Annotated in this window: 18 protein-coding genes and 1 other annotated feature; of the genes, 4 read left to right on the plus strand and 14 right to left on the minus strand. The window is 35.1% G+C overall.

Going from position 1 to position 22,791, the window contains the following annotated elements:
* Positions 1–78 precede the first annotated feature (78 nt).
* The 4 genes from V7014_RS12705 to V7014_RS12720 form a co-directional block, all read right to left on the minus strand.
* Complete coding sequence (locus V7014_RS12705; protein ID WP_335507655.1) at positions 79–456, minus strand: VOC family protein; 378 nt, start codon at positions 454–456, stop codon at positions 79–81.
* A 101-nt stretch (positions 457–557) separates the two neighbouring features.
* Positions 558–1,373 (minus strand): helix-turn-helix transcriptional regulator, encoded by an 816-nt coding sequence (locus tag V7014_RS12710; RefSeq protein WP_335507657.1) that lies wholly within the window; start codon positions 1,371–1,373, stop codon positions 558–560.
* 146 nt (positions 1,374–1,519) lie between these two features.
* Positions 1,520–3,934 carry a leucine--tRNA ligase gene (gene leuS, locus V7014_RS12715; RefSeq protein ID WP_335507659.1) on the minus strand — a complete coding sequence of 805 codons (2,415 nt, stop codon included), beginning with the start codon at positions 3,932–3,934 and terminating at the stop codon, positions 1,520–1,522.
* 139 nt (positions 3,935–4,073) lie between these two features.
* Positions 4,074–4,307, minus strand: a binding site (T-box leader).
* Positions 4,308–4,407: 100 nt separating this feature from the next.
* Complete coding sequence (locus tag V7014_RS12720; RefSeq protein WP_335507661.1) at positions 4,408–5,598, minus strand: MDR family MFS transporter; 1,191 nt, start codon at positions 5,596–5,598, stop codon at positions 4,408–4,410.
* Between the two features lie 242 nt (positions 5,599–5,840).
* Between V7014_RS12720 and V7014_RS12725 the strand changes: the two genes are divergently transcribed.
* Entirely contained in the window at positions 5,841–6,266 is a 426-nt protein-coding gene (locus V7014_RS12725) for a pyridoxamine 5'-phosphate oxidase family protein (RefSeq protein WP_335507663.1), read from the plus strand.
* 245 nt (positions 6,267–6,511) lie between these two features.
* Here V7014_RS12725 and V7014_RS12730 read toward each other — a convergent pair whose 3' ends face one another.
* Genes V7014_RS12730 through V7014_RS12740 form a run of 3 tightly spaced genes read right to left on the minus strand, consistent with a single transcriptional unit; the run spans position 6,512 to position 9,743 of the window.
* The gene (locus tag V7014_RS12730) at positions 6,512–7,582 is read right to left on the minus strand and encodes a LolA family protein (RefSeq protein ID WP_335507665.1); all 1,071 of its coding nucleotides are present in this window, start codon (positions 7,580–7,582) and stop codon (positions 6,512–6,514) included.
* Entirely contained in the window at positions 7,582–9,039 is a 1,458-nt protein-coding gene (locus tag V7014_RS12735; RefSeq protein ID WP_335507667.1) for a sensor histidine kinase, read from the minus strand. Before V7014_RS12735 ends, V7014_RS12730 begins: the two co-directional genes overlap by 1 nt.
* Entirely contained in the window at positions 9,036–9,743 is a 708-nt protein-coding gene (locus V7014_RS12740) for a response regulator transcription factor (protein WP_335507669.1), read from the minus strand. Before V7014_RS12740 ends, V7014_RS12735 begins: the two co-directional genes overlap by 4 nt.
* 181 nt (positions 9,744–9,924) lie before the next feature.
* On the opposite strand from V7014_RS12740, the gene V7014_RS12745 reads away from it, so the two are divergent.
* On the plus strand, positions 9,925–11,331 hold the full coding sequence (locus V7014_RS12745) for a YcdB/YcdC domain-containing protein (protein ID WP_335507671.1): 1,407 nt from the start codon (positions 9,925–9,927) through the stop codon (positions 11,329–11,331).
* An 81-nt stretch (positions 11,332–11,412) separates the two neighbouring features.
* Here the strand turns inward: V7014_RS12745 and V7014_RS12750 are convergent, their stop codons facing one another.
* From V7014_RS12750 to V7014_RS12775, 6 genes are all read right to left on the minus strand, one after another.
* Positions 11,413–14,931 (minus strand): S8 family peptidase, encoded by a 3,519-nt coding sequence (locus tag V7014_RS12750; protein WP_335507673.1) that lies wholly within the window; start codon positions 14,929–14,931, stop codon positions 11,413–11,415.
* A gap of 254 nt (positions 14,932–15,185) precedes the next feature.
* Positions 15,186–15,977, minus strand: coding sequence for a TIGR00266 family protein (locus V7014_RS12755; protein WP_335507675.1), 792 nt, complete (start codon positions 15,975–15,977; stop codon positions 15,186–15,188).
* Between the two features lie 288 nt (positions 15,978–16,265).
* Positions 16,266–17,021 carry an amino acid ABC transporter ATP-binding protein gene (locus V7014_RS12760; RefSeq protein WP_335507677.1) on the minus strand — a complete coding sequence of 252 codons (756 nt, stop codon included), beginning with the start codon at positions 17,019–17,021 and terminating at the stop codon, positions 16,266–16,268.
* A gap of 24 nt (positions 17,022–17,045) precedes the next feature.
* Entirely contained in the window at positions 17,046–17,759 is a 714-nt protein-coding gene (locus V7014_RS12765; RefSeq protein ID WP_335507679.1) for an amino acid ABC transporter permease, read from the minus strand.
* A 12-nt stretch (positions 17,760–17,771) separates the two neighbouring features.
* On the minus strand, positions 17,772–18,434 hold the full coding sequence (locus V7014_RS12770) for an amino acid ABC transporter permease (protein WP_335507681.1): 663 nt from the start codon (positions 18,432–18,434) through the stop codon (positions 17,772–17,774).
* Between the two features lie 177 nt (positions 18,435–18,611).
* Positions 18,612–19,478 carry a transporter substrate-binding domain-containing protein gene (locus tag V7014_RS12775; protein ID WP_335507683.1) on the minus strand — a complete coding sequence of 289 codons (867 nt, stop codon included), beginning with the start codon at positions 19,476–19,478 and terminating at the stop codon, positions 18,612–18,614.
* Between the two features lie 212 nt (positions 19,479–19,690).
* On the opposite strand from V7014_RS12775, the gene V7014_RS12780 reads away from it, so the two are divergent.
* Positions 19,691–19,933: a hypothetical protein gene (locus V7014_RS12780; RefSeq protein ID WP_335507685.1), complete on the plus strand. Its 243-nt coding sequence runs from the start codon at positions 19,691–19,693 to the stop codon at positions 19,931–19,933.
* Positions 19,934–20,150: 217 nt separating this feature from the next.
* Positions 20,151–20,591: a cell wall hydrolase gene (locus tag V7014_RS12785; RefSeq protein WP_335507687.1), complete on the plus strand. Its 441-nt coding sequence runs from the start codon at positions 20,151–20,153 to the stop codon at positions 20,589–20,591.
* 298 nt (positions 20,592–20,889) lie between these two features.
* Here V7014_RS12785 and V7014_RS12790 read toward each other — a convergent pair whose 3' ends face one another.
* Positions 20,890–22,533 (minus strand): alkaline phosphatase, encoded by a 1,644-nt coding sequence (locus V7014_RS12790; protein ID WP_335507689.1) that lies wholly within the window; start codon positions 22,531–22,533, stop codon positions 20,890–20,892.
* Positions 22,534–22,791 lie beyond the last annotated feature (258 nt).

Here is a 22,791-nt window from a genome sequence, read left to right on the forward strand (position 1 = left end):
AGCTAGACACCGTACAAAACCGGATAATGAAATTGTTCCCCATTAAAAGCAATCAGTTTTATTCTTTATGACCATATCTTAAGCAAAGAGACTTATAAGATTTCCATCAGGGTCTTTCACAACTGCATAGCGTTGTCCCCAAAAAGCATCCCATGGTTCACGGTGACTAGCGTACCCATGATTAATAATTTTTTTATATAAATCATTTAGTGCTTCAGAATGATCACATAAGAATGCTAACTCAATTCGATGTCCCGAAGGCTCTTCCCAATCTCCATATACCCCTTTTGCCACTTCTTGTGTATCAAAAGCTAATCGAATACTGCCTTGTTCCACTTCGACATGTTGTTCCTTATTCATCTCTTCCGGAATTACAAATCCAAGTACTCGATAAAAGTCTAATGCCTTTTTCATATCTTTAACAACAATTCCAACCATATCAAATTTAATACCCATCGTTATCACTCCTGTTATAAATTCTCCGTCTTCATATCATCTATCATTACATAAACCCCAATAACTTCATTGTAAAAAACGGACAACTTTTTCATAAATAATCACTTCTTAAGACCAATTCCAGAAGGAGATACACCATATAATCCCTTAAAGTTCTTACAAAAGTGCGATTGATCATAGTACCCATATTTCATTGCAATCTCAGTGAAACAAGGACGCGAATCTATCTTTAATTCATGTAAGATATTTTGAAACCTAATGATATTAATAATTTCTTTCGGGCTAACTCCTAATTCACTTTGAAATGATCTTCTTATATGTCTTTCACTGTAACAGAGCTTTTCTGATAAAGAACGAATGGAAATAATTCCTTTTGAATCAAACATATAATGCATACTTGCTTGAATTAAGCAATTACGTTTTAAAGTATTCTTCTGTAAGACGTTCAGCAGTTTCGATTCTACCTTTACGATCATTTCTGTAATATCGGTAGCTGAGATTATTTCTTTTACGAAATAGTCTCCATCCACTCCCCAAATATCTTCTAAAAACACTTGATTTCCTATAAATTCTGAAACAGAATGGTTTAAAAAATAGTCTACAGTATCTAAGTAAAAACGTATTCCAAATGAAGAGCATTTTTCGGAAAGATTTAACACCTTATACTGAGTCATTAATCCCGCTATAAAGGCTCCTTTAGTAGGGGAAGAAGCATGTAAATCCACAATAATATCAACACAACCATCTGGAACAATTCGATGCAATTTATTCGTATTCAATCCACAATAATCAACTGTCCAATAACATGCGACATAAGATGCAAGGCTCTCGGAGGGTAGATATTCTCGATATCGATATGTAGAATCTAATGGATCAGCTTCTAATATAGGTGGTTGTATAGGACGAAAAAAATTCATCTTTCAAAGCACTCCCTCCGAGTAACGATACATACTTACCTTTATTATAAAATGAATCTGTCATCGACATGAACTTTTTCTTCCTCGTATACCTAGGGCTAAATATGATACAAAAAGGGCTGATTTAATATCAGCCCTTCATGCTATTAGTTAGCCACAATATTCACTAATTTACCTGGTACTGCAATTACTTTACGTACTGTTTTACCATCGATTTGCTCTTTAACTGTACCATCTTCCATTGCAATCGCTTCTAATACTTCACGAGTTGCATCAGCAGGCACCATTAATTTAGCTTTTACTTTACCGTTGATTTGAACAACGATTTCTACTTCTGAATCAACTAATTTAGCTTCATCATATGCTGGCCAAGCTGCATATGCGATTGACTCTCCATGACCAAGCTTGCTCCAAAGTTCCTCAGCAATATGAGGAACGATTGGTGCAATCATTTTCACGAAGCCTTCTACATATGCTTTTGGTAAGCTTTCCACTTTATATGCATCATTGATAAATACCATTAATTGTGAGATAGCTGTATTGAAACGTAAACCTTCAAAGTCATCCGTTACTTTCTTCACAGTTTGGTGATATACTTTTTCTAATTTGCCGCTATCGTCGTTATCAGCAAGTTTAGTAGTGATGTTCCCATTTTCGTCTACAAGTAAACGCCAGATGCGATCTAAGAAACGACGAGATCCATCAAGACCATTTGTTGACCAAGCAATCGCTGCATCTAGAGGTCCCATGAACATTTCATATAAACGTAATGTATCTGCACCATGACTTGCAACGATATCGTCAGGATTTACAACATTACCTTTTGATTTACTCATTTTCTCATTATTTTCACCAAGAATCATACCTTGGTTGAATAATTTTTGGAACGGCTCTTTTGTTGGTACTACGCCGATATCATAAAGGAATTTATGCCAGAAACGAGCATATAATAAGTGAAGAACGGCATGTTCTGCACCACCAATATACATATCAACTGGTAACCATTCGTTAATCTTTTCTGGAGCAGCTATTGCTTCATTATTATCTGGATCGATGTAACGAAGGAAGTACCAGCAGCTACCTGCCCACTGTGGCATTGTATTCGTTTCACGACGGCCTTTACGACCGTTCTCATCAACAACATTTACCCACTCTTCAATGTTAGCAAGTGGTGATTCACCTGTACCTGAAGGGCGAATTTCTGATGTTTTCGGAAGCATTAATGGTAATTGTTCAACTGGAACCGTTGTACTTTCTCCATCTTCCCAGTGAATAACTGGAATCGGCTCGCCCCAATAACGTTGACGGCTAAATAACCAGTCACGAAGACGATACGTTACTTTCTTCGTTCCGATTTCTTTTTCTTCTAACCAAGCAATCATCTTCGCAATTGCATCCTCTTTGTTCAATCCATCTAAGAAACCAGAGTTCACGTGTAAACCGTCACCTGCATATGCTTCTTTCGTAATATCTCCACCTGCAACAACTTCTTTAATAGGTAGATCAAATACTTTAGCGAACTCATAGTCACGCTCATCATGCGCAGGAACCGCCATAATAGCACCTGATCCGTAGCTGACGAGAACATAATCCGCAATCCAAATTGGCATTTTTTCATTGCTAGCTGGGTTAATTGCATAAGCACCAGTAAATACACCCGTTTTTTCTTTCGCTAAATCCGTTCTTTCTAAGTCTGTTTTGCTGTTTACTTGTTGAATATAAGCCTCAACAGCCTCCTTTTGCTCAGGAGTTGTAATTTCTTGAACTAATGCATGCTCAGGAGCTAATACTGCATATGTTGCTCCAAATAATGTATCAGGGCGAGTTGTAAACACTTCAAATGATTTATCTGTACCATCAATTGCAAAGCGAACTTCAGCACCCTCTGAACGACCAATCCAGTTACGTTGCATTTCTTTAATGCTTTCTGGCCAATCAAGCTCTTCTAAATCTTCAATTAAACGATCTGCATATGCTGTAATTTTCAGCACCCATTGTCTCATAGGACGACGTTCAACTGGATGACCACCACGCTCACTTAATCCATCAATTACTTCTTCATTAGCAAGTACCGTTCCAAGAGCAGGACACCAGTTAACTGCTACTTCATCAACATAGGCTAAACCTTTTTCATATAACTTAGTGAAAATCCATTGTGTCCATTTATAATAATTAGGATCCGTCGTATTAATTTCACGATCCCAGTCATAAGAGAATCCAAGAGATTTAATTTGACGGCGGAATGTATTAATATTCTTCTCAGTAAACTCAGCAGGGTCATTACCAGTATCTAAAGCGTATTGCTCTGCTGGTAAACCAAACGCATCCCATCCCATTGGGTGGAGAACATTATAGCCTTGCATGCGCTTCATACGAGATAAAATATCTGTAGCCGTATAACCTTCAGGGTGACCTACATGCAAGCCCGCTCCTGACGGATAAGGAAACATATCTAATGCGTAGAATTTACGCTTTCCTTCTTCTTCTTTTGTTTTAAAGGTCTTATTGTTTTCCCAAGATTGTTGCCATTTCTTCTCAATTTCTTGATGATTGAAACTCATAATATTTCCTCCTAAATATATAAAGTAAAACCTGTACTAAGTATGAAAAAACATCACTAATCATTCTGCATCTGTTATTTAGAATAAACAGATTTTGCGATACAAATATTTCTTTTAATACAAAAAACCCCTCATCCATAAAAAGGACGAGAGGATTATAAATGATATATTCTTCCCGCGGTACCACCTTAGTTGACGTTTAACATAATACGCCCCGCTTAAACAATCTGTAACGTGATCACACGTCAAACACTACTTTAGTTCATGCTTGCAGCTCAAAGGCGAGTTCGCATTATTCCCTCCACTGACTTTCACCAACCGTCAGCTCTCTAAGTCAGTCCTAAATGTTAGTACTCCTCATCATAGCTTAAGTATTATATTTTCAGTATTGATACCTGTTATTTTAGTAAATTTTAGAGAAAAAATCAAGTCAGCATTAGTATCTCTCAATATTAACTAAAATATTCACACACTTACTTTGCAACTGAATATTTTTCTGAAGCTTTAGCATTTAAAATTTTGTCATAAAGCAATGTAGTTCCCATTGCCAATACAAATAATCCCATTAATACAATGAACATCATTTGCATACCGTAGAAGTCTACTAATACGCCACCTAATAATGGACCTACCATTCTTCCAGCAGTAGCTGTACTGTTGACAATTCCTTGATAAAATCCTTCTTTCCCTTTCGGAGAAAGCTCGCTAGCAATTGTCGGAACCGCTGGCCAAACTAACATTTCACCAACTGTTAAAACAATCATAGCTGTAAGAAATCCGGCAAAGTTAGTCGCAAATGCAGCAACAGCAAATGATGCCATTAGAATAAACATACCAACAATCAATTGAGCTTTCACTTTCTTCATAAACGCATATACGATTTTGTTCACAAATGGTTGCCCTAATACAATAAGTGCACCATTAATAGTCCATAATAAACTATACTGCCTTAAAGACACGCCAATTTCTTGCGTATATGCTGAAATGGTAGAAGTCCATTGAGAGTAGCCAATCCAACATAATAAGTAGCCAGCACATACTGCTAATAAAGCATATAACTTTCGATCGTTCTTCATCGCTTTTTGTTCTTCTATTACACTAGTAGTTACAACATCTATGCTTTCAATATTTCTATAAGTAAACACAACTAATAAGAAGAAAACGATATACATGATCGTATTCGCAATAAATATATAATCAAACGAAAAAGAAGCAATCAAACCCCCTAATGCTGAACCAACAGCTACACCAAGATTTTGTGCAACGTAGACCGCATTAAAGGCTCTTCTTCCTCCTTCTTTCCATACTGTTCCAGCCATAGCATACATAGCTGGAAAGATTAAACCTGAACCAAAACCTATAATCACTAACCACCACACATAAAGAGGCCAAGTATGATTAAATGTTAAACCAATTAAAGCTGCTAAAGTTGTTATAGCTCCTACTAAAATCGAGCGATAACCACCTATTTTATCAAAAAGGACGCCACCTAATAAATTTCCCAAAACAGTAGCACCAGCATTAGCCATAAGTACCAATCCTGCCACAGACAATGATTTTCCTAAATGCTCGTGTAAATATATTGTATTTAAAGGCCATAAAAAAGACGAACCTGTAACATTTATAACCATACCTATTACAATTAACCATAAATTTTTCGGCATAAAAAATATCACTTCCCTTCCACATTTATTTCGAGTACCTAAGTAATTGTAAGAGTATTGTAATAAACTTGCAATCTTTATTTATTTAAGATTACCAAAATATTTTTCGACGTTATTCATTCGATATGTAAGGCCATCCTAGTACATATGTCTCTTTTTCATTCTGCTTACTCATTTATGTTTAATCACGATTTGAAAGAGGAAATACATATAAACAAAAGAAGGAAGGGGTTGATGATCCAATGAGGAAAGAGCAAGTATTAACCAAGCTTCAAAGTATAATAGAAGAATCTAGAGTAGGTGTGTTATCCACTATAAGTAAAGGTAAACCAAACGGGAGATATATGACTTTCTTCAATGAAGGTATTACCATTTACACTCCAACAAATAAGAACATGTATAAAATCGAAGATATGGTAACAAACCCTCACGTTCACATAATTCTTGGATATGAGGGAGAAGGATACGGAGACACCTATGCAGAAATAGAAGGAGTTGGGGTTCTTTCAACTGATGAGGAGTTGAAAAGTCGTTTATGGAATGACACATTGTCCACTTACTTTAGCGGACCAAACGATCCCAATTATGTTGTAATTGTAATTGAACCAAAAAAAGTCACGATTATGAATGATGAACAATCTAATGGACCTCAAGTTATTTCACTATAAGAAAAATATAGAGGGTATCCAATAAGGTAATGGTTCTTTAAATTTTACATTTACGTGAAAGCCACCGTTCCCATTTATTAGGAAAACACATACATTTCCTCTCTTTCAAAAGCGCCAATTATAGGCATTTTCATCATATTCAGCAAGCATAACAAATTTCTCTTAACCTATGCCGAAGGGCTAAAGAGCGTAAAAAGTCGTCTTAAAAGTGATTTATAATCACCTTTAAGACGACTTTTCCATCATTATTTATCTGAACTAAGCTTCATCTTCTCCATCATCTTTACAACATCTTCGAATGGTAAATGTGGATTCTGAATATATATAGTATAACGAACACCGTTTTCATCCCAAAGTATATTTCTGATTGATTCGTAGTATTCCGCATTTTGACCACGTATTTTATAATTACCTTTAACCTTTAGTTCATCGTCTTCAGGAGTTTTAAAAACGGCCAAATTAAACAGCGGACCGTTCTCATTCTTATACGAAACATTTACTTCGGTCCGATCAATTTCTCCATTTAAATCAGCTAGCATAATTTTTTCAACAGTTGCATCATTTTCATTGATTAAGAGGAATGGTTGCCCTATAGCCGCTTCAGCATCTTCAATCGTTCCTGCTCTTTCATTATTCATATCTTCCGTAGGTGTGATTTTCACAGACTTAGGTATATCCAGTTTGAATGTATCATCTGCAAATTTCGGAGAAAAATCAACTTTCTTATACTCTATAATCATCTTTGTATCGGCAGTATAATATTTCGATTTAATAATGAACCAAGTTTTTTGATCGATCCACAGATCCGTCTCACCTATGATGTCATCTTTCCTATTCGGTTTCAGCTTAATGTGAGTAGTATTAAAACCATTGATTTTCTCTTCACCAATTACTTGTTGCTTATGAGTATCTTTCATCGATTCCAGCATTACATTTACTGATTCTTTCGGAGAATTTGATAGCATATCAACTGGACTTGAAATGTTCATACTAAATGCTTGCTTATTTCCTTCATCATACATTAACATTTGCTTTCCATCATTTAATACAGTAACTCGTTCTTTTCCCTTTTTATTTTCGGTGATCATTTTCATTTTCCCATTGTCACCCATGTATTCGATAAGTTTCGCGTCTTCTACTAATTGTTCTTTTTCAAATGTCTTCATTGTTGCTTCTGCATAATAAGAATTTACTTCCCTTTCGGCTTCAATTGCGTTAGCAACAACCTCTCCAGCCGAATCTTTCATTTGCTGCGAGCATCCTCCCATAACTGACATGGAGATTATTAATGCCACCCATCTCTTTTTTATTTTCATCAATGTATCCTTTCTTTGATCCAACAAGCTACAAGCGTACCGTAACCTTCAATTGACCAAAGTTGAATTTTCCCACCTTGTTTCTCCATCAGTTCTTTCGCAATACTAAGGCCAAGTCCTGCACTGCCTCCTGCTCCTCTCGCTTCCTCAGCTTGCACAAACGGTTTAAATAAATGTTCCTTCATGTGACGCGGAACAGCTTTCCCTTCATTTTGAACAATTACGATCGTTCCATAGCTTCTCCAATCTTCAAGCTCTGGTTTCACTGCTGGAAAAATCCAATCAGGTAATTGTTGTTGAGAGTGAATGACAGCAATCCATAGCTCTCCATCTGGAGGTGTATGTCGAATGGCATTTCCTACTAGATTATCAACAACTCTTCCCATTTGCTTTGTATCTACCTTATATGTTCCTTCTACTTCATTGCTAATGGTCAAAGTAATATCTTTCTTTGCACAATATTCCTCATAACCAATTAACAACATATCAAAGAATTCATCACCATCTATCTCCACAAGCTTCATTTTCATTTGTGAAGATTGAAGAGCTGTATATGTACTTAAATCATCAAGCAGTTGCTTCATATAGGATAGCTTTTCAAATAAAATAGCTTTATACTCCGTTTTCTCTATTTCCGTCAATTGTCTATCATCTAACAATGCTTCAGTATAAGCCCTAACCACTGTTAATGGTGTTTTTAAATCATGTGAAAGTGATGCTACTATAAATTCTTTATTTTGTTGTACCTTATGTAATTGTGCACTCGTTTGTTCAATTTGTGCTTTCATATCTAAAAAGTGATGAATTAATTCTCCTACTTCATCTTTGGAATGAACAAGCTTTGACTGTATTTCTTCTCCTCTTGCCAAAGCTGTCATATGCTTCATTAATTGTTCAAGAGGCCTATTTAACTTTCTGTTTAATAGAAATACTGCTGCTCCATAGATTTGTAGAAAGAACAAACTTCCAAGTACTAATACGATGGCAGAACGATTGGTTAATCCATCTTCCCATGTATCTCGCATTATCGAAATTTCATAAATACCTACTAACACCTGTTCTGAAAATACCGTTCGTTTAACCGAATAGGTACGAGGTTGTTTCTGTATCTCATTTAAGTCTTTAAATACAAGTTCAATATCGCTCCATCCCGAAAAAGAACTTTTACTTAATGTTGAATACAGTTGCATTCCATCATAGCGATATAGATTAATCATTGTTGAACCATCGACAAGTTTTTGAATTTCTTCATACTGCTTTGGTGATTGATATGAATACCATCTTGGCTGTGATAAGATTTCTTCCAATTCCTCGATTTTAGCTGATACTTCAATATATTCAGCAATTTCGCGTTTTTGATCTAAGTTCGATAAACTCATATACAGAAAATAAATACCTACCACAGGTAAAATCATAACTAGAAAGAAACTAAGCATTAACCAATATTTAATCTTCATATAAGTGGATCTCCAATAAAGCGATAACCCTCTCCCCATACTGTCTGAATAAATTTAGTAGCTCTAGTACGATCTTGAAGCTTATCTCGTAAACTCTTAATATGAACTGTTACCGTATTATTTCCTTCTGATTCTTCTTGCTGCCAAATATGTTCGTATAATTCCGCCTTTGTAAATGTTTTACAAGGGTTTCTAGCTAACAAAAACAATAAATCTATTTCTTTTGAAGTCAACATAAGCTGAACATCTTGTAAAAAAACCATTTTCTTCACATAGTCAATGGCTAAACCATGCATGAAACGTTGAATTTCTTCCTCATCCTGATTCATATATCGGCGGTAACGCCTTAAATGTGAACGGATGCGCGCACTTAATTCTTCGAGTCCAAATGGTTTTGTTAAATAATCATCTGCTCCTAATCCCAGTCCGCGTACCTTACTTTCCTCTTCTAACTTCGCACTAACAATCAAGAGCGGTACTTCACTTTCTAGTCGGATTTTCTCACAAAGCGTAAAACCATCCATTTCTGGTAACATTAAATCTACCAGTACTAATGTATAGTCTCCTTCTTTGAAATCTTCAAACCCTTCTCTACCTGTAGAAGCCCACGTGGTTTGATACCCTTCCTTACGTAAATGATCACTCATTATTCGAGCAATATCGTAATCATCTTCTACAATTAAAATGGATTCTTGTTTCTGCATAAGCCATCGCCTCTTTCCACCTTTATTATAAAATGTTAAATTAACCCTAACTTGATTTTTATAATCGCTTTATATTTTTATGGCTGCACATATTATAATTATATAACTTTTCGAAATTCACAAAATAAAAAATTCACAATAATTATATGAGAATTTAATCAAAAGAAAGGATGTATAGCTTTTGAAACTGAATGAATTAAGAAAGAACGCAATTGAAATAGGTAATGTTCCCTCTAACTTTGTATTAACAATTGAAGAAATTAGAGAAGATCGAGGATTCTTTGTATGGAAACATCCAGAAGAAGAGGAGCGCTATATCACTTTAGAGATGAAAGAAGGGCAACTTCATAAATATTCTACCTCTATTAGATCTGAAAACCACTCATCGTTGAGTGAAGTAGAATTAAAGACTATGGCTTTACAATATGCACACTCTCATATACCTTCAGAGGACTTAGACAAGTTTGCTTTGGAGAACTGGGAGTCTCTGAAACGTGGAAACTATCGACTTACATATACTCAATTTCACAATCAACTACCACTTCCTTTTACGGGCTTTTACATCACCATTGACAAAGGCGGCAACATCACAAGCTTTCGCTATTATGGAATTGCAAATGATATTCGATTGCCTAACCAGGCTTTAGATTTAACTTTTGTGAAAGAGAAGTATATAGAAGGCTTGAAAATGGAACTGTCTATTAAAACGCTTTTTAGAGATTTCTACAAGAACGGTGATAATCGCCTTCGTCTTGTCTACGAACCTAATTGGACCATTTGCTATAACCCAACTAAGGGAATAATAGAAAAACAAGAAATAGATAAAGATATCGCTGACCGACTAGTTAACATTTCAAAACCTCATATAATTGAACCGAAAACAATCAGCGAGTTTATTAACTTAAACAAGGAAGAATATACGAAAATACGTGAAGCAGATATGGACACATACATAGGAGAAGTTTGGCGACATAAAAAAACTTCATTACCACCTAAAAAAGATTTATCTATTAATAGTTTCTTTGAGGATCAGAACAATGGCACATTAAAACTAATGTTACATCCACAAACAAAGGAAATCAAAAGTGCCTATTCATTCATTGATCAAATTGGAGAATTAAATTTAACCTATGATGAATGTCAAAACATAGCTGAACAACTACTGTTTACAGTCTACCCAAACGCCAATCAATATTTTAAGTTGGTTACAAGCAAAGGAGAAGATGAACAAGAAGATAATCTTTGTCGTTTCAGATACCGACTTGTTTATGAAAATATACTAGTAGAATATAATGTTTTCGCCATTTCTGTTAACCGAACAACTGGTTTCGTTGATCACTTTTCAAGTTGTGATATAGAACTAGATACACTCGATGAACTTGAAACAGCACCTACCATTTCAGAAACGGAAGCGAAAGAACTCTTAATAAAAAAACTAGATATTGAAGCTAAATGGAATCAATTCTATGATGAAAACAAAAAGGAATATTACGTATTAGACTATGAACCGATTTTCCCAATGTTAGAAGGCGAGCTAGTTGCGATAGATGCTCAAACAAAGGAAGAAATTATAAAAAAACAACTTTAGTAAAGATTCTTTTAATGCTATTTAAGAGGCTTCCCCAAAAATAGTGATAAACTATTTTGGAGAAGCCTCTTCTAATTCATATTACTTCATATTTACTTTAAGTGTATAAGGTGCAATACTTGACTGACCTTTAGTATCTTCTACTCGAATTTGATATTTACCTTTTTTCAAATTTAACATCATTTCTTCCGTATCACCTTGTAAATATAAATCTGATTTTTTCACAAGCTTATTATTTTGATAGATACTGATTACACCATCTAACTCTTTTCCACCCAATAGTTGGATTTTACCTGTAACATTCTTTGTAAATTCAACATTGTAGTAGTCAATATCTCCGCCTGTTATATTAGGATTCAAATATCCCTTTGCATTATATGATCCATCCTTAGATTTCTTCATAGCAATCGGTTTTACAGCCGTCGATTCATCCTTCTTGTTTAAAGTACTAAATTGGAATGTATAAGGTACTACCGAAGTTATCTGTTCACCTTGGACCGTACCTACAATTTCGATAATATAGTTTCTTCCTTTATACATTTTGAATGAGCCAGATGTATAATTAGGAAGCCCGTGCTGAACTGGTAAAATAAACTGATCTATACCTGGTTCAAACTTACGGTTTTTATTTCGATCTTCTACTACATGTATGAAACTTTGATAACTTGTAAGCAATTCCTTCGGATACATATTCTTCATTGCACTAGTTATTTGAGCTGTTTCAGCTGACACTGCCGCAATACCAGTTTCTTTCGCTTTATAGTAGAATACATCCGTATCATTTGCCATTGCAAAGTTCCCTTTGAATGATTGTCCAGGTAGGTCCTTTATGTTCTCATAGTTACTTGGTTCAAATTGATCCTCTGGATTATTAGCAATCTTCTTAGATCGGATATGATATGGTTCAAATGATACAGCACTAGAAGATGCCATAGAATTACCTGCAAGTTTGATTAAATATCTCTTACCTTTCTGCAACCCTGTAACTAAACGAGTATTCATTTTAACATCAAAACCTTCTATTAATGCATTAGAAGTAACTGGTTTAGTAAATACGATTGGTTCTCCTTCTGGACCCTCTATTTCTACTAATTCTGTAACTTCGACAGAAGGAATTTGATTTAATTTATTTGTTATACCGAATTCGTAAATAGCAGATTCTGTTGGTTCAAGTAGGAAATAATCTTCATCCGTATCACTTTGGATATATCCATTCACATTATTTCCTATTTCATAAGGACGTGCATGATCGATAATATTTTGGAAAGTATCTGTTGCTTCATCAATTACAGGATCTGCAGCTGATTTTATATTTGTACTTGCGATTTTAGAAGACATTGATAATCCATTAAGTAAGCCATTTCCCTCAGGTTCGGTCATCATATCCAGACCATCTTCATCTTTAATAACATCCTTGCTTTCAATATTTAAACTATATGGTACTAATGAAGATGGATTATTGGCTTCAAACTGCATCTCTAAACCTAGTAACATACTTAACAGTACTTCTAGCATACTGAAGCTTTGAGCATCTCCAGAAATTTTCACCACATATTCTTGGTTAGCTTCTGCAATGAAAGATAAAGTTTCTGGTTGTCCAGCCTTACCATTATTCGCACTGAAATCTCCAGGCATCCCCTCTTCGCCTTCTAAATAAGCGCGAAGCATTTGCTGCTTCTCTTCTTCACTTAAAGTATTCTTAGCAGGTTCGTTAGCAGGAGTCTTCTCAGCTACTTCTTCTTCAGGCAATAGATTAGTAATATTATATACATCTAATTGAGTATTCAATCCATGAATTGCACTCATATCCATCTGCACTAATTGATCTTTATCAAGTTTAAAGCTGAAATAATCATAATCCTTTCCTGTTCCAGCAAGGGTTAACGGTTGTGTAGTAGTGTAAGGTATTTTTTCAACATTAATCATCTTCTCAATTGTTGATTCATCTTTTGGAAGCTCTGTAGCTTTTTGAACAGTCAACTTATAAGAAGAAGCTTTTTTACCACTATCATCGAAGTTATTATTTACATCTTTAACTCCAATTGCGACTGTACCATCAAAAGGAGCTTGTACCAGTTCTGCTTCTGATGTACCTTCTTCTGTTTGATTCACCTCAAATGGTTCTACAACACTTGCATCGCTATTAACGAAAAGCCCCATAATTTTATAATCATATTGTTTAGAACCTTCTAATATCGTTTGAATATGCTCGCCTTTTTTAACATTAAACTTGATCCATTTTTGTTCATTATATTTCGTAATCGTTCCTGATTGGGTTAGTTCATTTTGAATGTTTACTGTTTTAGCGTTCTGAAAGATATCCTTAACAGTTACATTTTCTTTAATAGTAGAAGGAAGCTTCTTCATATCGAATTGTAAAGCCTTCACAGGATCAATTAATCCATTTGCAAACTTCGTATCAAAGCCTCGTTCGCCTAAATCATTTGCTGTTTTTTCCAAAATATACTCCACTTGAATAGGCGTAAGTTTCGGATATTTTGTTAATAGCAATGCAGCTACTCCTGCTGTTACTGGAGAAGCCATCGATGTTCCACTGAAATGTGTGAAAGATGATTTCTTTTCCGCATCATATACAGTACTATACACATCTTCTCCTGGAGCTACTACATCCACAGAAGGTCCATAATTGGAATAATAAGATAACTCTTTATATTTATTAATACTTCCTACACTAATTACACCTTCGTATGATGCAGGGAAGGTAGCATTATCAGTACTTTCATTTCCTGCCGCAGCAACAATCGTAACACCTTTCAGCATAGCGTATTGAATAGCTTCTTCAACTAAAGGCATACCTACTGGACCACCTAAACTCAAGTTAATANNGTCTACCGCATAAAGAATACCTTCTGCAATACTAGCATCCGCTGCTCCATCCTGCCCGTCAAACACATCGATTGGTAGAATTTTCACATAAGGATTGACTCCATATCCACCTATTCCGTTGTTCTTGGCAGCTGAAATAATTCCCGAAACGTGAGTACCATGATCTCCAGGAACAGGCTGTTTCGCTGGGTTTGCTGCATTATAACCAGGTAGCAAGCTATTTTTTAAATCTGGATGCTTCGGATCTGTTCCAGAATCAACAACAGCTACTGTTACTTTATTCTTTCCTGCTAATTTTTGAGCTTTATCAATTTGTAACATATTATGCTGATATTGTAGATTTGCTTTCGGATCAATTGCCGTATGGCTGTATAAGATACTCGGGCTCACATTACTTACTTTTGAAAGCTTTTGGTATTTCTTCATTACTTTTACTAAATCTTTTTTACTATTTACTTTAATTTCAGCATAGTTTAACTCTTCAAATTCACGCACGACTGTTCCACCTAGGGCACGATGTTCGGAATTCGTAATAGGTTTATTATATTTTATGATGAACGTTGTCTCGCTCATTGGAACCTTTTCCTTCAATTGCTGTTGAAGAGTTTTACCTCCACTCTGAATGGTAGGTTGAATACTAGTCTTCGTTGTCGCCTTACTTCCATTTTCAATTGCACTTACTGGTAGTACTGTTGATGCAACTAATAGAGAACTTAAACCTCCTGCAAGTAAAGCTTTCTTCATTTTTTTCATGGACAGCTCCCTCTCTGTTTCTATCACTTTTGTTTGTACTAAATTGTTTAAACTTCATATGTATTGCATTTAATCCTGATATTCCATCTTTTATTATGTATTGATTATTCATAGTACTTCTAAACTTTATTTTTACTTTATATTTACATAACTACAACAATTAACCTTATATTCTCGCTTTTTTACAGTAGCAAAGTGACTCATAAAAAGTCGCTTTTAACGACTATTTTGAGTCACCCTCTTATTGGTCTTCATCAATCGCCATTGAATATATCAAACACACGTCCAGCGATACTACCTTCATCTTTTGAACTTCCAGAAACAGGAGCTGCTGCGAACACACGACTTGCTAGACGGCTAAATGGAAGTGATTGAATCCAAACAGAACCAGGTCCTCTTAATGTGGCGAAGAATAAGCCTTCTCCACCAAACAATGCCGTTTTAATACCGCCTACCATTTGAATATCATAGTCAACTTCTTGCGTCATCGCTACCAAACATCCAGTATCCACTCGAAGCACTTCACCTGGAGCCAGTTTCTTCTCTACAATTGTTCCACCAGCATGTATGAAGGCTAGTCCGTCCCCTTCTAGTTTTTGCATAATAAAACCTTCTCCACCGAAGAAGCCTGCGCCAATTTTCTTTTGAAAAGCAATCCCAACATTTACTCCCTTAGCAGCTGCTAGAAAAGAATCCTTTTGACATATAATTTTTCCACCATGTACACTTAAATCCATTGGAATGATTTTTCCTGGATAAGGTGAAGCAAAGGATACATGTTTCTTACCGGAACCTACATTAGTGAATGTAGTCATGAACAAGCTCTCACCAGTAACGATACGTTTACCAGCTGAGAAGAGTTTGCCCATAAGACCACTACTTTGAGAATTCGAACCGTCTCCAAAAATCGTTTCCATCTCGATGCCATCTTCCATCATCATTAGCCCACCTGCTTCAGCGACAACCGTTTCATTTGGATCTAATTCAATCTCTACAAACTGCATATCGTCACCATACAATTTGTAGTCAATTTCATGATTATTCATGTTATAATCCCCCTAAATAATTTGTTACATTACTTAATACCTATATACGACCCAGTAAGAATATAGGTTTCATATTTAAATAAAAAAAGTAAATAAATTCTATTATTCTTTCTTTCAAATAAATCATCAGGAGTGTTAAATCATGAAAAGTGTCTTCAAAATCATTCTTAAACAATTAATGAAATGAAAGCTATATTTGAAGATATAGATAAGGAACTACAAAAGCTTGATCGTCTATAACGATAAAAAAGCAACCTCTGTTTTAATAGCAGGTTGCTTTCTTTCTATCTATATAGAGAACGTGTAATCATTTGGTAAGACACGCTTTAAGAATTTCTTTGTTCTTTCTTCTTTCGGTGTGACAAAAATCTCTTTCGGTGTGCCTTCTTCTACTACTACACCACCGTCCATAAATATAACTCGATTAGCCACGTCTTTAGCAAATGACATTTCATGCGTAACTACTAACATTGTAGTACCTTCATTAGCGATACTTCTCATCACTTGAAGTACCTCACCAACTAATTCAGGATCTAGTGCTGATGTAGGTTCATCAAACAAGATAATATCAGGATTCAGTGCAACAGCTCTAGCTATCCCAACCCTTTGCTGCTGTCCACCTGATAATGCGCTAGGGTACTCATTGTACTTTTCTGATAGTCCGACTTTGTCTAACGCTTTCTTTCCTATTTCAATGGCCTTTGCCTTAGGAATTTTCCTTCCAATAATTAAACCTTCTGTTACATTTTCTAAGACGGTTTTATTATTAAATAGGTTATAATTTTGAAAAACGAAAGCTGTTTTTTGTCTTATTTGATGAATCTCCTTCTTCGACGCCTTATTCAAATCTACTGTAATATCATCAAAGACAGCACGGCCCTGATCTGCTTTTTCTAAAAAATTAATGCATCTAAGCAATGTTGTTTTCCCTGATCCACTCGGTCCTAAAATGACCACTACATCACCTTTATCAATTTGTAAATCTACACCCTTTAAAACTTCTGCATGACCAAATGATTTATGAATGTCTGTAATAGCTAACACGAAATCTACCCCTTCTATCCAATATTAGACACTAGCGACTTTATATTTGCTTAATCGTTTTTCATATAGTTTAAATAAATACTCTACAGTACTGCATAGAATAAGATAGATTAAAAAGATATCTATATAAGCTTCTACATAGTTGTATCCTACATTAGCTGCCATCTGTGCTTTTAGCGTAATTTCTTGCAGTGACATAGCGTAGCCTAAAGAAGTTGCTTTAATTAAGTTAACTGTTGCTGTACAAATATTCGGTAATGCAACAACTAGCGTTTGTGGAATAATAATTCTCCGAAAAGCTTGCACATTCGTTAATCCTACAGAATAAGCAGCCTCCATTTGCCCCTTATCAACTGTACTCAGCGCTGAACGAAACACCTCAATCAAAATAGCCGTTGTATTTAATGAAAATATAATAAAGGCGTACCAGATTGGGTTAATAGAATAAACATCTATTCCGATTTCAAACTTCTTTAAAATAACAGTCAATAATAATGGCATACTGCTATAAATAATAAAAATTTGGACGATAACTGGCGTACCTCTTACAAATGAAACGTATACTCGTGCTAAATGTTGCACAACAGGTATCCGATTGAGTCTCGTTAAAGCAAGTAAAAAACCTAAAGGTAGGGAAATAAGCAATGAAACGATCGTAATGATTAATGCAGTTGGTACTCCTGTTAGAGCTAAGAAAAACGTATCTATTAAAAACTCAAAATCTAAACCTTGAGACATGCTTCTATCCCCCTATGTGGTTTTTATTACTTGTTTTCCTTTGCTAAAGACTTTCTCTAACTTCAGGAATGTTTGCTCAATAATGATCGAAAGAACCCAATAAATAACTGAAAGTGCTAAATATGTTTCTAACGCATGAGCATTAAAGCGTCCATCAATAATAAGCTGCGCTTTCCCCATTACATCAATCAAACCTATCGTATAAGCTAATGATCCTTCCTTAATTAATTCTATTAGACCGTTACCAAAGTTAGGTAATGCTACGACGAAAGCCTGTGGTACTATGATTCTTCTAAAAACTTGAAAATTAGTTAAACCTACACTAACCCCAGCTTCATATTGCCCCTTGTCAATCGATTGGTATGCACTTCGGATTACCTCTGACATGATTGCAGCAAATTGTAACGAGAAAGTTATTACTATAAATATGATTTTATCTATATCATTTAAGTTGAAACCAAAGTTCGAACCAATAGCAGGAATTCCATAGTATACAAGAAATAAGAGGACAATTGATGGTGTACATCTCATAATCGTTGTATAAACATTCGCAAATAATCTTGCGAATTTACTTTTTCCAAGCTTCATTATGGCTAATAGTAAGCCAAACAATGATCCAAATAAAACAGATAAAATAGTTACAATTAAAGTTATTTGTATATAAGGGAGCAACAACGGAAAAGACTCCCATAAATAAGTTATGTCAAAATATTTTTCCACGCCCACCCTCACCATCACATTCATACGTAGTCATTAAAAAATGTATCTCTTTTTATTCAGATGGGTATTAGGGAGGTTCATCCTCCCAACACCCTAACTAGAAATGAACCAATTCCACTTTGAATTCATGTTTTATCTATTTACTTGATCCAAAATCTCAAATAAATCTTTATTATAAAACTCTTTACTCAATTCATTTGTTTTCTTTTCTTCTTTTAACTGCTTAATTGCCTTATCATATGCATCTGCTAGTTTTTGTTGTTCTTTATTAAATAATGGCCATGTTTTAATGACGGCAAATTCGTTGTAGACAACTTCATCTTTCAATTTATAATATGGACCTTCCTTTTCTTGTACTTGTTTATTAAAAGCACCTTCAATCATGACGCCCCCATCGACACGCCCCTCATTAACCCATTGAACAACATCTACTGTAAATGCATCGCCAGCTTTTAGCTTCACTTTATTATCAGGATTTTCCTTATTATATTCATCAATAATTGTATACTGTGCATTGTTAGCAGCAATTGGCGCTAACGATAATCCAGCTGAGGCAAAATCTTCCAATGATTTGATTTGTTCATTTTCCTTCTTTAATACAAGCCCTGCACTACTTAATCCTAGAAACTCTTTGGAAAAAAGAAACTTCTCTGTTCTTTCTTGTGTCCAGAAAGCATTCTTAACACCAACTTGATATTTACCTTGTTGTACACCAATTAATAAATCATCACTAGAAGTTCCTATATATTCAAATTCATATTCCGGCAATAATTCATCTACCAATTTCATCGCTTCTACATCGTATCCAGTTGCATTCCCATTTTCGTCCATCCAAGACATCGGTTTACTCGCTTGATCGTATGCGACTTTTATTTTGGTTGCATCTGAGTTATTCCCCTTTGATTCTGTACCAGTCTCATCACTTATTCCGCAACCTACTAATATCGAAATGGATGTTAAAGCAGCTGCTAATATTCCAACCAATTTCTTATTCTTCATAAAGCAAATCCCCTTTTTATTTTTAAATATTCAGACAAAAATCCCCTTAATTTTGTTAGCTCGACTATTATATGCTTCAAAAGAATTTTAATTCATATAATTCCAACCAGTTTTATTGGTTTTAATAATAATTGAATCAAAGAAAGGTGTCAAGAAATATCTTCTAATTTTTAGCAACACATAAAAAAATAGGCATTTTAAAGAAAAATAACATGAAACACTATATAGAAGATACATTCGCACTTTCTAGTCGAATAATGAGACATAATTTACGAAGTATTGATACGCTCATAACAGTTATTGCAATGCCTGTTATGATGCTATTAGGAATGCTTTGTATATTTGGTGGAGCTATTCAGATTCAAGGCGTTTCCCAAGGAGAGTACATTAATTATGTACTTCCTGGAATCTTATTGATGACAATTGCTTCTGGCTCAGCTTATACCTCTTTATGAATTAACCTCGATGAAACATCAGGCATGTTCGACAGATTTAAGTCAATGCCGATATCAAAGTCTGCAGTATTAGGGGGGCAAGTTCTTTCTCTTACATTTTGTTGATGTTACTTTTTGTTAGCTCGGCATTCGTTCCTGTAAAAACTAAGCATTCTTATTTTATAAACAATGACATCAATATAGGGTTTTTTTCATACTATATTTTTGGGGTGGAAAAATGCCAAGAGTTAAATACCGAGAATCAGACATTAATTTAATGGCAAGGATGATGAGAGCAGAAGCCGAGGGTGAAGGAAACCAAGGGATGTTATATGTTGGCAATGTAGTTGTTAATCGTACTGTAGCAGATTGTTTAGACTTTAAAGATGTAAGAACAATTGAAGATGTCATTTTTCAAATACAGGGAGGAAATTACTCTTTTGAAGCTGTTCAAAAAGGGAATGTATTTTATCAAAGAGCGAGATCTCATGAAAAAAGATTAGCAAAACTGAATTTGGATTATTGGAGAGAACATCCAGCGAAATTTGCCCTTTGGTATTTTAATCCGTATGCTCCTTGTCCTCCAACATGGTACGATCAACCTTTTAGTGGTCAATTTAAAAATCATTGTTTTTATGAACCAGCAGCTGGAACATGTGAAAGTGTTTATTACGGCTAGGTTGTCCAGGAGCTATTATTAATTCTGGAGTTTTATTGAAATTTTGCCTATTTAATGATACGAATAAGACATTTTTAGTCGTAGGTACTGGTTGTTAGCCAACAATATTCATTCGATGCAACTCTTGTAGATAATGTAACAGTTATCAGTTGAAAAAATGCTTCAAACCATAACCGTAGCCTATTTTTCACAAACGTTGTTTTGGTGTACTTTTATCTCACGAAATAAAAAGGGAACTTCCTGGTTAGCAGATGTTCCCTTACATATATCAAACATTTAGTAATAGTAATTAGATTGTTTATTTCTCCGCTACTTCAATTGCTTCATTCGATACATAGAAGGATTTCCCATTATAGACTGTTACATCCTTCAACTCATGTACTTGACCATTTTTAATTAATACATTTTTATTTTGAGGTATTTCGATGATGATATTGTCTTTCGACGCTTTAAAAATAACATTGTTACGGTTCGAAGTATCCACTTCTGTTATATATCCATGACTACGAAAGAGCGTGTTTGCATCCATAAACATCTCTTCATTTAGCTCATCTAAAGAAACACCCATAAAATGAGATAACAAACGAGCTATGTCAATATTCTCAATCGTTCCAACAGGTCTACCTGGACCGTATGAATACAACGTAACATCCTCACCTGTATGCCCATTCGTAGTAAAACCTAAATGTGCTCTTTGAGCTAGCATTTGTACCATTTCTTTTTTTATATTCTTTGCTTGTTTTAACGAATTTAGTTCTTCCGTTGTTAAATTAGTTAAGCCATATAGTGCTGCCGCATCTTCTATGTTTGAACGATTTTCGTTCAAAGATTGTATAGCGCCTTCTAGCGATCGTTTCGCTTTCTTCAAAGGTTCAATATACGCAGTAATGGGAGTAGAAGGATAAGAAGTTGATGTATCATTATTTCCCATGGTAATACCGCTATTACCATGGTCAGCTACAGCGATTACAAGCGTATTTCCATCTTTCTTAGCAAAATGAACAGCTTCTTTAACTGCTGCATCGAAAGCTAGTGTTTCACTAATCATTCCAATTGGATCATTATTGTGTGCCGCCCAATCTCCTTTACTACCTTCCACCATTAAAAAGAAACCATCTTTATCTTTTGATAATACATGAATTGCTTTCCTCGTCATTTCCGATAAAGCTGGCTCATACGTATTTGCTGTACGATCAATACTATAGGCCAAAGAATCAGAAGCAAATGATCCCCAAATTTTATCACTCTTACTATTTATTAAGTCTTGCTTATTCTCAACAAAGTCATATCCCTTACCTTTAATAACTTTGACTAAATCTTCTCCATCTTTGCGGGCGTTATAATGCTTACCTGGTAGTAAAGACGCTTTACCACCTCCTAATACCACATCCATACCTTGATATACCTGCTGTTCTGCAATGTCTGAAAAAGAATCACGATGAGCAGTATGGCTGGAAAATGCAGCTGGAGTCGCATGTTGAATTTCTGAGGTAGCGACAATTCCAGTTGCTTTTCCTAGTCGCTTAGCACCTTCAAGGATATTGGCGACAGGCTTCATCTTATCGTTATCATCAACATTTGGAACATTTGGTGACGATACAACGGAAGGCAAAATCCCAATATATTTATCATTCGTTTTGTACCCTGTTGCCATCGCTGTTGCTGCGGGAGCAGAATCAGTAATAGCCGATTCTGCCGAATAAGTACGCACTACACCAGCTGCCAATGCGTCCAAAGCAAGTTTTTCACCTTTATACCACCTAGATAGCGTAATGGTATCCATACTCGTACCATCCATTATCATCATGATGACATTAGTAGGTTTTGATGCTTCCACTTTAGCTTCTACATACTTCGGTTCCTTTTTCGTTAGTATAAAACCACTAAAAGCCATTGTTCCAGCTAACATTGCTAGAAATACCTTTCTTTTCCATGAATTCATCAACCCGCCATCCTTTCTTAAAGAAATTTCATCTTCAGTATAAAAAAAACGTGTTAATGCTTTATGTAAGAACATTTAAGAATCTGTAAAAAAGAAGCAAAGGTTGCCCAATAAATCCTATTTACTATCTTTGTTTGATTGATGAGAAAGTAATTCCTTAGATTTTTAAAAAGATACATGGGTTAAATATAGGTGTTCTAATGTAATCGGCAAGTTTATCTATTTCACGTTACCTACTCTCGGAGGGCTAACAAAGCG

Source organism: Bacillus sp. JJ722, assembly GCF_036963345.1.
Classification (GTDB): Bacteria; Bacillota; Bacilli; order Bacillales; family DSM-1321; genus Bacillus_AD.

Coding starts and splice junctions, on each gene's coding strand:
- V7014_RS12705 (WP_335507655.1), bottom strand. CDS start 456: ATGGGTATTAAATTTGATATGGTTGGAATTGTTGTTAAAGATATGAAA.
- V7014_RS12710 (WP_335507657.1), bottom strand. CDS start 1,373: ATGAATTTTTTTCGTCCTATACAACCACCTATATTAGAAGCTGATCCA.
- leuS (WP_335507659.1), bottom strand. CDS start 3,934: ATGAGTTTCAATCATCAAGAAATTGAGAAGAAATGGCAACAATCTTGG.
- V7014_RS12720 (WP_335507661.1), bottom strand. CDS start 5,598: ATGCCGAAAAATTTATGGTTAATTGTAATAGGTATGGTTATAAATGTT.
- V7014_RS12725 (WP_335507663.1), top strand. CDS start 5,841: ATGAGGAAAGAGCAAGTATTAACCAAGCTTCAAAGTATAATAGAAGAA.
- V7014_RS12730 (WP_335507665.1), bottom strand. CDS start 7,582: ATGAAAATAAAAAAGAGATGGGTGGCATTAATAATCTCCATGTCAGTT.
- V7014_RS12735 (WP_335507667.1), bottom strand. CDS start 9,039: ATGAAGATTAAATATTGGTTAATGCTTAGTTTCTTTCTAGTTATGATT.
- V7014_RS12740 (WP_335507669.1), bottom strand. CDS start 9,743: ATGCAGAAACAAGAATCCATTTTAATTGTAGAAGATGATTACGATATT.
- V7014_RS12755 (WP_335507675.1), bottom strand. CDS start 15,977: ATGAATAATCATGAAATTGACTACAAATTGTATGGTGACGATATGCAG.
- V7014_RS12765 (WP_335507679.1), bottom strand. CDS start 17,759: ATGTCTCAAGGTTTAGATTTTGAGTTTTTAATAGATACGTTTTTCTTA.
- V7014_RS12775 (WP_335507683.1), bottom strand. CDS start 19,478: ATGAAGAATAAGAAATTGGTTGGAATATTAGCAGCTGCTTTAACATCC.
- V7014_RS12780 (WP_335507685.1), top strand. CDS start 19,691: ATGAAACACTATATAGAAGATACATTCGCACTTTCTAGTCGAATAATG.
- V7014_RS12785 (WP_335507687.1), top strand. CDS start 20,151: ATGCCAAGAGTTAAATACCGAGAATCAGACATTAATTTAATGGCAAGG.
- V7014_RS12790 (WP_335507689.1), bottom strand. CDS start 22,533: ATGAATTCATGGAAAAGAAAGGTATTTCTAGCAATGTTAGCTGGAACA.